Genomic DNA, 12,627 nt, shown 5'->3' with positions numbered 1-12,627 from the left:
TTTTCATAGCCTGCAATACTAAACCTTTGCATTCCTCCACCACAGTAGAAGCCTTACGTACTTTATTCTCCTGGTCCTCGATTTTACCCTCCATAGCTCCCAAGATAAGCTCTCTCTGCCAAAGTTCCTCCACTAAGGCCGGACCTCTTATTTCCGCCAACTTATCTTGTAAAACTGCCCTCTCCTTTAGATATTCCTCTAGAAATCTCTCTTCTTCTTTTTGCCGCTTCTGAGCTAAATTTAAGCGCTTTCTGTGTTGATCTTCCACAGCCTTCCAGTAATTATGTACCTTTTCTAAGGAGAAGCGGAAAGTGGCCAAAGTAACTGGGCCCCTCCCTTCTTACAAGCTCAACCTTACCCTTCCAAGGCTTTCTCCAGGGCCGAAAGGGTCTCTTCGTAGGAAAAGTACTGGTCTTTATCTTGCCTTAAGAATTCCTGGATGGCGTCGTAATGCTTCAGAGCCAAATCTACCCTCGGGTTAGAGCCCGGTTGGTAGGCGCCGATCTCTATAAGATCAGAAGCCTCAGAGTAAGCCGCCAGCAGATCCCTCAATCTCCCAGCAAGTTCCTTCTGTCTAGAGCTTACAATCTCCGGCATCAAACGGCTTAAACTCGCCAGCACATCTATGGCCGGGTAATGGTTTTTCCCTGCCAAACCCCGGGACAGGATTATGTGGCCATCCAGGAGACCTCTTACCGCATCTGCTACGGGCTCGTTAAAGTCGTCACCTTCCACCAGCACTGTATAAAGCCCTGTGATGGAGCCCCGCGCACTGTTTCCCGCCCTCTCTAAAAGCCGGGGTAACATGGCAAATACAGAAGGGGTGTAACCCCGTGTTGTAGGAGGCTCCCCTATAGCCAGGCCAACCTCCCGCTGGGCCAGGCAAAGCCGCGTAAGGGAGTCCATAAATAGGAGCACTTTTGCTCCCTCATCCCGGAAATATTCGGCTATGGCCGTGGCCACAAAAGCTCCTTTTATCCTTACGAGGGCAGGCTGGTCTGAGGTGGCTACTACTACCACGGACCGTTTTAAACCTTCGGGGCCCAAATTTGACTCAAGGAAATCCCTTACCTCCCGGCCCCGCTCCCCTATCAGGGCTATAACGTTAATATCAGCCGTACTATGGCGGGCGATCATACCCAAGAGGGTGCTTTTTCCTACTCCGCTTCCGGAAAAAATACCTATCCTTTGGCCGTACCCGCAAGTTATAAGCGCATCGATGGCCTTTACACCGGTAGATAATACCTCCCGTATGGGTCTTCTCTCCAGCGGATTAGGAGGCGGGTTGTTGACGGGATATCTCTGCCCCTTTACTGGTGGCCCCCCATCCAAGGGCCTGCCCAGACCGTCCAAAATCCGTCCCAGGAGGTCCCCTCCCACAGGTACTGTGAAAGCCTCGCCCGTGGCCACCACCCGGCAGCCAGGACCTATGCCTTCTAGCTCACCTAGGGGCATAAGCAAGGTTACCTCGTCCCGAAAACCTACTACTTCTGCCACTATCGGGGTCTGGCCATTATTGTAAATATGGCATATCTCGCCTATCGCTGCTCTTAAACCCCTTGCTTCCAGGGTGAGCCCGGTGACCCTGGTGATCTTTCCGCCCTGCTTCCATAAATTAGCCTGATATATGGAGCCTAGCTTATAAGCAGTAGCCTCCACTGCCATATTTTCTTCCCTTCCCAGGGGCAGTTGCGCCCCTTTTTACCTTTTACCCCGGCCTTCGCCCCTCCGCTGCCCTAAGCACCTTTCAACAGCCGGCGAATCTCCTCAAGCTGGGTATCCACCGTTGCATCTACAAAACCGTTTTCCGTTTCTACCCTGCACCCACCCGGCCTTACACCTGGATCAGCAATAACCTGCAGCCTGGCATTGAGAGGAGCTTCCTTAAGTAATTCTTCACGATGCTGGCGTAAAAAGGCGGCCTCTTCAGGAGAGGCATAGATCGTGTATGCCTGGCCTTCTGCGACCCGCTCTATGGCCCTACGGGCTATGTCAAGGATTATTTCTTTGTTTAACTCGACTTCCCGGCCTATAATCTCGCTCGCTATCTCTATAGCCAGCTCCAGTATCTTTTCCTCTGCTCTCTTGATGGTCTCGTTATAAGCCTCTTTAGCCTCCTTAAGCACTACCCTAGCCTCTTCGCGTATCTTCTCTCCTTCCCTCCGTAGGGCCTCTCCTTCGGCCTTAGCCTCTTCTAACCCCCTGCGGTACCCCTCTTCTTTTCCTGCACGGTACCCCTCCTCCCACCCTTGCTGTTTTAGGGTTTCAGCCTCCTGCCGTGCTTCTTCCAGCAATCTTGTGGCTTCCTTTCGGGCTCCATCTAAGACAAGCTCTGCCTCTTGATCTGAGCTTTCCCCTGGCCCCTTACAAGACACCTCCGGCACAGGCTCCCCTAAGAAGACCGGCCGTACAGGAACCGTCCGGTACTCCTTCAAGGAAGTAGCCCCCTTTATAACCCTAGACCACGACAGCATCACGTCCACCCCGTGCTATGATAATCTCGCCTGCCTCGTCCAGCCTCCGTATCACCTGCACTATCCTCTGCTGGGCTTCTTCTACATCCCGCAGGCGGGTGGGTCCCATGTATTCTATATCTTCCTTAAGCATCTCGGCTGCCCTCTTGGAAAGGTTTCTGTAGATCTTGTTGGCTACTTCCTCACTGGCGGTCTTAAGGGCCAGGGCGAGGTCGCGCATATCTACCTCCCGCAGTACCCTCCGTATGGAGTTGTCATCCAGGGTGACAATATCCTCAAACACAAACATCCGTTTCCGGACTTCATCGGCCAATTCGGGATCGTCTTCCTCTAATGCTTCCAAGATGGTACGCTCAGTACTCCGGTCTACGCGATTTAAAATATCCACTAGGGCCTTTATGCCACCGGCTACAGCAAAATCCTGGCCTACGACCGACTGCAAGCGCTGTTCCAGTACCTGCTCTAAATCCCGGACGGTTTCAGGAGTAGCCCGTTCCAAAAGGGCAATCCTTCTTGCTACATCTGCCTGGACGTCCTCGGGCAAAGCGCTCAAAATAACCGCAGCCTGTTCGGGTTCAAGATAAGAAAGAACCAAAGCTATAGCTTGAGGATGCTCGTTATAAAGGAAGGTAACCAGTTGCTTAGGATCCGCCTTGCGGATCATATTGAAGGGCCTTATTTTAGATGTAGCCATGAGCTTCCTGATTATCTCAGCCGCCCGGGCCGGACCCAAAGCCCTCTCCAGTATTTCACGGGCATATTTTATGCCCCCCTGAAAAATGTACTGCCTTGCCTCGTGCAGCTCCCAAAATTCATCTAGTACCTGCTGCCTAACATTGGGGTCCACCATGGTGGTGTTGGCGATCTGGTAAGTAATGCGCTCTATGTCCTCCTGGGGAAGCTGCTTTAAAACTAAAGAGGAAAGATCAGGCCCTAGACTCATGAGAAAAATAGCTGCCTTTTCAAGTCCTGTAAGCGGCTTCTGCTTCGCCACAGCTTCTTCCTACTCCTCTGACAACCAGGCTTTTATAAGCTGCGCCACATCTTCTGGATGTTGGCGCACGATCTCCCGCAACCGCTCCTGCTTGGTCCGGCGCTCCTGCTCCCTGCGCCGCTCTTCTTCGCTGACGGCCACTTCTTCCATGGCCTCGACGGGTTTGACACCTTCTACAGGTAGAGCCTGCACAGGCACTTCAGCCTCAGGCCAGCCCTCCATGGTAGAAACGGCTCGCCTGCGCCGTATAAGCCAAAATACCAGAAGGAGGATAAGGCCGAGTCCTGCTCCAGCCAGTGCCGCATAAAGCTGTATTCTCTGCCTCCGCCGTGCGGCCTCTTGGGCAGCCTGCATCTCCGCTTCTGCCTGCCGCCTCAAGGTATCATCGAAGGCCAAGCTTAAAACAGTAATCTGGTCACCCCGAGCCGGCTGGTAACCCACCGCTGAAGCCACTATCTGCCGGATCTGTTCTTCCCGTTGAGGGTCGAGCGGACCGTTTACTGCCACTGACGTAGATATACGCTTTATCTGTCCCGGAGCATAGACGATGCGCGTCTGAGTTTCATCTAATTCATAGTTGCGCGTGGTCTCCGATTTATTATAATTGTTGTTCCCGGGTGTTATAGCCGCGTACCCCGGAACCTCCCTGTTAGGGTCCCCGGTCACGCCGCCCGCCTGAGCGCCGGTCCCCTGTTCGTTTCTCACCTGCTCACTCCTTAAGGCTCCTTCTTTGCCCCACTCCCGGCGGGTGACCTCTTGCTGGTTAAAGTCCAGCTCCACGTTCACCATGGTTACGGCCTGACCCGGACCTAGGATGGAAGTAAGCAGCCCTGTTATCCTTTGCTCCAGGTCCCTTTCCACCGCGCGCTCTAGCTCCTGCTGCTTCTGCTGCTGGACCCCGGTTCCGGCTTCGGCACCTTCCGCCAGTCCCGCCGAAAGGACCCTTCCCTGGGTGTCAATAACATGTACGTTTTCGGGTTTGAGCCCCTCCACACTGGCCGCCACCAGTTGCATGATACCCTGTACCTGAGCAGGCTCCAACTTGGCGAAAGGCTTTAACTTAAGTACCACCGAAGCGGAAGGTGGTTGCCTCTCTTCTACAAACACGCTGGGCTGAGGTATCACCAGGTGTACCCTAGCATCCTCCACTGCCTCTATGGACAGGATGGTGCGCCGCAGTTCCTCCTGGAGGGCCCTCTGGTAGTTAACATGACGTTCAAAATCGGTCATTCCCAGCTTATTCTGGTCAAAGAGTTCAAAACCCAGCCCCTGGGATCTAAGAACCCCCGCTCCTGCAAGGGACAGCCTCGTCTCGTAGACTTTATCTTTAGGTATCAAAATAGTGCTGCCTTCATCGGCCAGCCGGTAAGGTATCTTCATTTCCTTGAGCTTCTCAACTACAGCCGCCGCATCCCTCTGGTCGAGCCTAGTAAATAGCGGTGCATAAGAAGGCCTTGCCAGCCAGTATATAAAGACACCCGTCGCTAGGAGCCCTGCCAATATTACCGCAGCCAAAGCCGAACGCCTGGCCGGAGACAGGCCAGACCAATACTTGGCCAGCTTCTCGAGCCATTCTCGCCCTTTCATGCTCTATAAAGCTCCTACACTTGCATCCGCGAAATTTCTTGGTACGCTTCTATAACTTTATTTCTCACTTGCACGGCCAGTTGCAGGGCTAAACTCGCTTCCTCCAGGGCCAGCATCACTTCATGTATGTCCTCGACTTGTCCTGTAAGGTAGCGCAGAGTTATATCATCAGCCCTCTGCAAGGTGTCGTTTAAAGCGTTCAGCTTCTCCTGGAGAACTTCCTTAAAGGAGGTTACTAGCTCTCCTGCCCCGCCGGGTTTTGCTTTTGGAGCTTCTCCCAAGTTTAAAGGAGGAGAAGTGGGAAGAAGGGATAGTGCCTGAACCATGGCATCCTCCTTCCTTGCCAAGCCCTAACTTTTCTTTCTAAACACGGCCTATCTCTAAAGCCTTCAAGGCCATAGCCTTGGCTGCATTGAAGGCGGTAACGTTGGCCTCGTAAGCTCTTGAAGCAGTAATAAGATCTATCATCTCATTTACCACGTTAATGTTGGGGAGGGCAACATACCCTTGTGCATCGGCATCGGGGTGGGTGGGATCGTAAACCAGGCGGGGTGGAGTATTATCTTCCACAATACCCGCTACGTGTACCCCATAGCCTGGAGCTTGGGGTCCTGGGGAACCCATAGCTTCCTTTATCCTCTCCGCGAAAACGGCTACCTTCCGGCGGTAAGGACCACCCTGGGCCGTCCGGGTGGTATAGATGTTGGCCAGATTGCCGGATATAAGGTCTAGCCGCAAGCGCTCAGCCGTAAGGCCCGAAGCGCTAATAGCCAGGCCGGGAAGAAGCTCCAAATTTTAACGCCTCCCTTCGTTGATGACGTACCGCCACATACCCAAGCGCCCGTTTAACTGCTGCACGGCGAGACTATAGTTTAACGAATTCATTACCAGTTCAACCATCTCCCTTTCAATATCCACGTTATTACCGTCTTGGCGCATGCTGGTGAAGCGGTCCCGCTCTACCCTTATTCCTGCTTCCGGAAGGGAACCTGGTAGGTGCCGGGGATGGGTCCGGTGAGGCCTCAAGTCCTGCTCTCCGTCCACAGCACGCCTTAAGGCTTCTTCAAAAGTAACGTAATAGCGCTTGAAGCCAGGCGTATTGGCGTTGGCCAAGTTGTGGGCAATTACCCGCTGTCGCAGGGCTGAGACCTCGAGAACCTTCTGTAAGATTTCTCCCACCGCCGACAAAAACACCCTTTTTTCCCTTCTTTCTCCTGTTTTTCGCCTTTATCCAACAGTGTAATAAGTAAGCAGCAAAAAGTGTAGAAGCCTAAGGTCACATTTTGCCGTGGGACTATAGTCCTAAAAGGGATAAAAATGCCCGCTCCGGGTAAGGGCGGGCATGCATGCTTTGGCTTTTTGCCCCGGCAGCCTGGCAATCTTAGCCCCGGCTCTGTTAAACTACCGGAGCCTTAGACCCATGGCTTTGCGCGCATCCCCTTTCGGAGAGCTTGCCCTTAACGGAGCACTAAGTAAGAAATTTTTACCGTTGTTGATGGGTAATTATTCTACACCAAATGGCAAAATCCTGCAGCCTTCGTGCAAAATTAGGAAAAAATTTTTCTCCCTTAGCCTTCCCCCTTGGCTGCTTTGAGGGTGGCCCGGTATATAAGGGCTTCTTCATCAACATACAGTTCGCAAGCGGCCGGCTCATTCTTGAAGGCCACCGGCTTCTCTAACACCTGTATACGATACATAGCCGAGCGGTACCAATTGCTCCTCGGCTCGACCTGTACGAAGGGAAGATCACTTTTGATGCTGGGTAAAAGATAGTCCCAATTCACGTAGTGGTTAAAGTCCTCGATAATATCGGTAATCACTACGCCAAACTTGCCTACCAGAAGCTGCTGTACCCTGTTCCATTTGCTTAAAGACGATTCCGCATGGGTCAGCCCGAAATACCCAGCACCCCCGGCTCCAGAAAGCCCGGTCAACCCCCTGCCTAAACATATCTCCAAAGCATCCAAGGTTTCCGGGGGGTCAGTAATAAAGGTGTCAAAGTGCCCTACGTATTCGTCAGGTAACCTATCCCTGAAATCATACTTTCTGGCCACAACAGGGAGCTTCTCTTTTCGTGCCACCTCATTAATGAAGTCCAAAAGGCGGTCATCGATTTCCAAAACCACTACTTCTTGCGGAAACCCTGAAAGCCCTGCAGCCAAGCTTACCAGATCATCGTCTCCGAGAACTAAAAGCCTTTTCCCCTCCAAATCTCCTTTATCTAGCATGAGGGCTATCCGGCTTACAGTGGTTTCGGGGGTTACATAACCCTGGTCGTATTGCAGGATGGGCTCCGGTCGCCGAGCTGTCACTTCTTTGAAGCGGGCAACAAGATCATTAAGTTTCTCCAGGCTTACACCACGTCCGTGGCAACGGGAACACCTGTGGTCTTGCCGGGGCGCTATCCCCTGTTCTTCTATTACCTTCTTCCCCGCCGCTGTAAGGGCAAGGGAGCCATCTTGTTGAGTGTCTACCCAGCCCTTACGAGCTAAGAAATCAATGGCCGAGGAAACCACATTAAACGGTTGGCGGGCAAGCATCACTACCTCCCAGAAATGGGAGGTAACCTGTAGGCCGGCTAAGATGTCCTCTATATCCCTCGCGCTAGTTTCTATGCCCGTCTCCCGGGCAACCTCCCGAGCAATTTCTTCTTTTAAATCCGTATTAAAATCCATAATATACCTCCTTCATCCCCAAAACATTAAAAAAGGGAAGCTTTCTCGGCCTCCCTTTTCTTCAAGCTTACCACTATATTTTTAGCATTTCCTGGCCTTAGCCGTCAAGGTAGGCAAAGGCTATCTTAGGCTATAATCTTTCCTGAGCTCCCTCCAGGTGTTCCTCTAAAACGAGCCGGCGCAGGATAACCTTCTCTCCCTGAACTTCTACAGCTACATGATCTCCGGCTTTCCAAGATAAAAGCTCCCTGATCTCTTTAGGGATAACTATCTGCCCCCGGGTGGAAAGCTTGGTGATAGCGATATGGCTACCCACTTTCACGCCCCCTCTTAAAGCATAGCGAGAAAAATAAACCGACTACCGCTGGACGTCCAATCCGTTGACGCGGGTACGGTAGTCGTGACTATGATATCTCCTGGTAGCTTCCTCCCAGGTATCCCTTAGGTCCTGCAGCAGGTCGATGACTTCTCGTATCATACCGGCATCTTTCTTTATATTAGCTTGAATAAGATGCCGGTGCATAAACTCATAAAGTTGATAAAGGCGTTGGGCTATTTCTCCCGCCTCAAAATTTAAACCTGCCATCAATTCCGCTAATATCTCTTGGGCACGGATTAAGCTTTCATGAGCCTTTTCGTAATCTTTAGCCTGAATACCTGTAAGACCTTCCCGGCAAAAGCGCAAGAGCCCATCATAAAGCATCAGGACCAGCTTTTCCTGAGGCAGGGTAAAGACCTGGTTTGTCTGGTAGGCCCGGTACGGATTGTTCAACATCACCGTATTACACCTCGCGCGGGAACGCCTCTTAAATAAGAGCGTCTATTATAAGACCAACCATCTCTTGCATGCGGGAAGCGACTTCTAAGATATTTTCCGGGGGTATCCGCCTTATAACCTTGCCCTCTTCATCTATAACATAGACATATAACTCCCCATCCTCTTCGTTAAGCTCAAACCGAAGTTTAATATTAAACGCCTCTACCGTTTTATTAACCTGCTCTACTGCTCGAGCTACCCTTTCATAAGGGTACTTCTCCACCTCTTCTCGTTCCTGCTGGTCTCTCGGCTCTGTATTGATCCTAATGCCTTTAGCGGTCTGAACTTGCCTGTTCGATGTTTGGCTTTGCACCTGATTTAGTACTAACGGGTCCACACCCTCTATACGCACGCCTATTCCCCCCTACCCGCTGCCTTCCGCAAACTTGTCAAACTCTGCTCCCCCCACATTTTTCTGGCCCGCTGTACAGAAAATTCCCCTTTATCCTTCGTCATTTCTCTATATCGTCAGCTAAGTTTTTCTCTTTAACATCTTCAACAACCCCAAATCCTAATCTAAATTTTCCTACCGGCTCTTATCTAAAAATGCTCCCAAAACAGGCAGGCCTTCTCCTTCATGGTAGGCGTGAATTAGCTCCCTTGCCTGTTGGAGCCCACTAAGCTTACTTTTATAACAAGCCAAAAATCCTTCAGCCATCTCTAAAGAAGTCTTCTCTGCCTCCCAAGCTCTCTTAATGAGAGTATATAATTCTGACTTCAACTCCTCGATGAACCCCCAAAGGCCATCGTCAAAGGTCCCTTCTTTAAGCAACGCCTCCCACTGTCTTTCTGTATCTTCTAATCTCTTAATTAGTTCATCCTTCCTGTCCAGAACGCGCTGCAGTTCATCAATCGCTTTGCTCTTTAAGAGTTTCTGCTGCTCCAGTACAAGGCGGTAATATTCCTCCCATAAACTTTTTTTCTGCTCCAGGACCTCACAGAGCGCGAAATTCACATTTATACCCCTCTTCCCGTAAAAGCCCTCTTTACTTTTACATATCGGCTTGTTCTAGTGAGTACTTAAGAATTTAAACTCCCTTCACTGGGCCCGATGTTCACCATACCATAAATCCAGCACCATCAAGCAGGGGACACTACGGAAAAATTAAATCTCACTTAACAGGCAAAGGGAGAGCATCTCCACTTTTACTCCGTTCCATTTCCGTTTTTTGAACCTCCAACTCATAAAGTAATACTTAACCGGCATAATTAAACCCGGGCCCCTATATAAAGCCTTGGGCCCGGGTTTTTCGCTAAGCTTCTACCTTCGTTTCCCGTCTCTTTTTTCGCTCCTCAGCCGTGCGCGCGTAGTCTATTTCTAAGGTTTCAGGATCGATTACCACCCCGTAATCCTCAAAAGCGGCCTTGATACTGACGTAGCCCCTTACCACGTCCTGCCTTACCAGCTCGGGCTCCCGGTCGAGGGGGTCACCATAGCCTCCCCCGCCGCCGGTACGTATACTGATCAGGTCGCCATCATATAGTTGCAGCGCCGTGGCCTTCTGGACAATTTTTTCTTTTTCCGTCCCGGGATTAATAACTACAGTATTATATGCACCGGGCTTTCCGCCGTTAATGCCCCACGGTGGGCACTGGGACCTTTCCTGCGTCGTGGTAAGCCGCGGGTTGTGGCCTAGCACCCGGTAGTCGCGGTAGTGCCCGAGGCCTCCGCGATAACGGCCGGGTCCGCCGGAATCCTGTCGCAGCTCGTACCTTTCCACCCGGAGGGGATAGCGCTTTTCAATAACCTCTACCGGGATGTTGCGCGTATCACCATCGGCTATAGCTATAAGCACGTTCTCGCCATCCCGGTGCGGGCAGGCTCCCCAACCGCCGCCTTCCGGCTCCACGTGGAGGTAGGGCTTGCCGGTGCGCGGGTCCGTACCGAAGATAAACACGGCGCACACGTCGCCATAGTGGGCGGCGGGTATTTTATCCGGGATGGCCGGCGCTAAAGCCTTAAAAATCACGTCGCACAGGGTGATAAGGGGTAGGCCGTAAAGGCCCGAAGGAGCGGGAGGCTTAGCATTGAACATGCAATTTTCCGGCGCTACAACTTTCAAGGGCGCGAAGTGCCCCTCGTTAACCGGCTCGAAAGGCGAGGTCACGCACTTAAAGGCCACCCGGCACGCGGAAATAGTGGCCGCGATACCGCAGTTAATGGGTCCCACGCACTGCTCTGCCGAGCCCGTAAGATCAATAGTCATTTCGTCGCCGGAGATGGTGATGGTAACTTTAACCTTGGGATTCTTTACCGCGATGCCGTCGTCATCCAGGAAGGCTTCAGCCGTGTACACACCGTCGGGCATATTCTTTACCGCCTGCCTGGCTACGAGCTCCCCCTGTCTTAGCATCTCTTCCACTGCCGCCTCTACCGCTTCCCGGCCAAACTTGTCCACAATTTCCAGGAAACGCCGCTCTCCGGTGCGGCCGGCGGCTATCTGGGCCCTCAAGTCGCCCAGCACGCTGTCCGGCATGCGCACGTTGGTGCTGAGGATATCCATCACGCTCTTGTTGAGTTTTCCGCCCTTGTACAGGCTCACCGAGCGTAGCCTTATGCCTTCCTGGTAGATCTCCGTAGTATCGCTGGACCAGCCTCCCGGGTCCTTGCTGCCCACATCCAACCAGTGGGCACGGCTTGCCGTAAATCCGATGAGATAGCCGTCAGGCAGAAACACGGGGCTGATAACGGTCATGTCGTTGAGGTGCGTCCCCGTGGTGTAGGTATCGTTTATCAGGTACACATCCCCCGGCTCGATATTTTCCCTGCCCACGTCTTGGATGACCGTCTTTATGGCTGCTCCCAGGTTTCCCAGGAAAATGGGGAGCCCGGAGGCCTGGGAGATCATATTGCCGTCGCGGTCGAAAAGGCCCACGCTGAAGTCCAGTACCTCGTATATTATGGGGTTATACGAGGTTCTCATCAGGTTGATTTTCATTTCGTCGGCGCCGGCTATGAAACCGTTGCGGATAATTTCCAGGGTAATGGGGTCGATCTTAGCCATCGGACTTCACCTCGATCATAAAGTAGCCGTAATCGCTCACCACAAGGGTACACCCGGGCAGGAGCACTGTGGTAGCTCCCTTTTCCTGTATCACTGCGGGTCCTTCTATGATATTCCCGGCGAGCAGCGCCTCTCGCTGGTAGACCGGGCAGTCAACCACTCCATCAAACCTGGCTTTCAGGGTTCCCTTAAAGGCTTCTCTGGGAGGCGTGGCCGTGCCTTTAGGAATCTGGGCAAATTTTACTTTGGGCACCTCTCCAAAGGCGGTCAGGCGCAAGTTTATTATCTCTACCGGCTCGGTATCGGAATGGTGGCCGTAAATCTGCTCGTGCAGCCTGTTGAAGCTTTCCCGAAGCCGGGGCAGGGCTTCTTGAGTTATCCTCTCGGCCGGAACCGGTACCGATACGGTGTACTCCTGGCCCACATACCGCATATCGGCGGAGCGTAATATTCTCACTTCACAATTATCCAGCTGCTCACGTAAGGTCCTCACCGCTTCCTGGGCCATCTCCTGGAAGATAGCTTCCAGTTGGTCTGCCCGGCTGCTGTCCAGCAAGGTCACCACCGTACGCACGTAGTCCTGCCGTATGTCGGTAAGCAGCATGCCCAGCGCGGAGAAAGCTCCCGGGGCCATGGGTATTAACACTTTGGGAATCCCCAATTCCTTAGCCAGGGCGCAGGCGTGCATGGGCCCGGCTCCACCAAAGGCGAGGAGCACGAACTCCTTGGGATCGAGCCCTCTCTGGATAGTGGTTGCCCGTATGGCGTAGGCCATCTTGGTGTTTACCACTGAAATTATACCGGAGGCCGCCTCCTCCAGGGTGAGATTCAAGGGCTGGGCGATCTTTTCGTTAATGGCCTTCCTGGCCAGTTCGGGGTTAATGGCAATCTCACCGCCCAGAAAGTTATTGGGGTCCAGGCGCCCTAAAACGAGGTTGGCATCCGTCACGGTAGGCTCCGTACCGCCCTTGCCATAGCAGGCCGGGCCGGGGTCCGAGCCGGCGCTCTGGGGTCCTACATTTAGAGCGCCCGCCTCATTTATCCAGGCGATGGAACCGCCGCCGGCGCCAATGGA

At 52.7% G+C, this 12,627-nt stretch carries 15 protein-coding genes and 1 riboswitch; all 15 genes read right to left on the bottom strand.

The genetic code is table 11. The annotated features are described in order from the left end of the window. A partial coding sequence (locus L5656_RS07635) for a hypothetical protein (RefSeq protein WP_297201385.1) occupies positions 1–319 on the bottom strand: 319 nt, incomplete at its 3' end. Between the two features lie 35 nt (positions 320–354). Then, positions 355–1,665 carry a flagellar protein export ATPase FliI gene (fliI, locus tag L5656_RS07630; RefSeq protein ID WP_297201382.1) on the bottom strand — a complete coding sequence of 437 codons (1,311 nt, stop codon included), beginning with the start codon at positions 1,663–1,665 and terminating at the stop codon, positions 355–357. A gap of 71 nt (positions 1,666–1,736) precedes the next feature. Further along, positions 1,737–2,435, bottom strand: coding sequence for a FliH/SctL family protein (locus L5656_RS07625; RefSeq protein ID WP_297201379.1), 699 nt, complete (start codon positions 2,433–2,435; stop codon positions 1,737–1,739). Positions 2,436–2,457: 22 nt separating this feature from the next. Then, the gene (fliG, locus tag L5656_RS07620) at positions 2,458–3,468 is read right to left on the bottom strand and encodes a flagellar motor switch protein FliG (RefSeq protein WP_297201377.1); all 1,011 of its coding nucleotides are present in this window, start codon (positions 3,466–3,468) and stop codon (positions 2,458–2,460) included. A 9-nt stretch (positions 3,469–3,477) separates the two neighbouring features. Next, on the bottom strand, positions 3,478–5,055 hold the full coding sequence (fliF, locus tag L5656_RS07615; RefSeq protein ID WP_297201374.1) for a flagellar basal-body MS-ring/collar protein FliF: 1,578 nt from the start codon (positions 5,053–5,055) through the stop codon (positions 3,478–3,480). A gap of 14 nt (positions 5,056–5,069) precedes the next feature. Beyond that, a complete protein-coding gene (gene fliE, locus L5656_RS07610; protein ID WP_297201371.1) occupies positions 5,070–5,381 on the bottom strand; it encodes a flagellar hook-basal body complex protein FliE in 312 nt (103 codons plus the stop codon). A 37-nt stretch (positions 5,382–5,418) separates the two neighbouring features. Beyond that, positions 5,419–5,847, bottom strand: coding sequence for a flagellar basal body rod protein FlgC (gene flgC / locus L5656_RS07605; protein WP_297201368.1), 429 nt, complete (start codon positions 5,845–5,847; stop codon positions 5,419–5,421). 3 nt (positions 5,848–5,850) lie between these two features. Then, positions 5,851–6,249 carry a flagellar basal body rod protein FlgB gene (gene flgB, locus L5656_RS07600; RefSeq protein ID WP_297201365.1) on the bottom strand — a complete coding sequence of 133 codons (399 nt, stop codon included), beginning with the start codon at positions 6,247–6,249 and terminating at the stop codon, positions 5,851–5,853. 169 nt (positions 6,250–6,418) lie between these two features. Then, positions 6,419–6,521, bottom strand: a riboswitch (cyclic di-GMP riboswitch). Between the two features lie 102 nt (positions 6,522–6,623). After that, positions 6,624–7,730 carry a bis-aminopropyl spermidine synthase family protein gene (locus L5656_RS07595; protein ID WP_297201363.1) on the bottom strand — a complete coding sequence of 369 codons (1,107 nt, stop codon included), beginning with the start codon at positions 7,728–7,730 and terminating at the stop codon, positions 6,624–6,626. A 130-nt stretch (positions 7,731–7,860) separates the two neighbouring features. Beyond that, on the bottom strand, positions 7,861–8,046 hold the full coding sequence (locus L5656_RS07590) for an AbrB/MazE/SpoVT family DNA-binding domain-containing protein (RefSeq protein WP_297201360.1): 186 nt from the start codon (positions 8,044–8,046) through the stop codon (positions 7,861–7,863). Positions 8,047–8,088: 42 nt separating this feature from the next. Then, a complete protein-coding gene (fliS, locus tag L5656_RS07585; protein WP_297201357.1) occupies positions 8,089–8,505 on the bottom strand; it encodes a flagellar export chaperone FliS in 417 nt (138 codons plus the stop codon). A gap of 31 nt (positions 8,506–8,536) precedes the next feature. Beyond that, the gene (locus L5656_RS07580) at positions 8,537–8,899 is read right to left on the bottom strand and encodes a flagellar protein FlaG (RefSeq protein ID WP_297201353.1); all 363 of its coding nucleotides are present in this window, start codon (positions 8,897–8,899) and stop codon (positions 8,537–8,539) included. Between the two features lie 174 nt (positions 8,900–9,073). Then, a complete protein-coding gene (gene flgN, locus L5656_RS07575) occupies positions 9,074–9,502 on the bottom strand; it encodes a flagellar export chaperone FlgN (RefSeq protein ID WP_297201350.1) in 429 nt (142 codons plus the stop codon). Between the two features lie 298 nt (positions 9,503–9,800). Then, complete coding sequence (locus tag L5656_RS07570) at positions 9,801–11,552, bottom strand: hydantoinase B/oxoprolinase family protein (RefSeq protein WP_297201347.1); 1,752 nt, start codon at positions 11,550–11,552, stop codon at positions 9,801–9,803. Beyond that, on the bottom strand, positions 11,545–12,627 hold a 1,083-nt coding region (locus L5656_RS07565; RefSeq protein ID WP_297201344.1), incomplete at its 5' end, for a hydantoinase/oxoprolinase family protein. The genes L5656_RS07570 and L5656_RS07565, both read right to left, overlap by 8 nt.

The sequence above is a fragment of the Thermanaeromonas sp. genome (genome assembly GCF_021890735.1).
Taxonomy (GTDB): Bacteria; Bacillota; DSM-521; order Neomoorellales; family Neomoorellaceae; genus Thermanaeromonas.
Note: the sequence above shows the minus strand (reverse complement) of the source record. Positions and strands in the feature narration are given on the sequence as shown.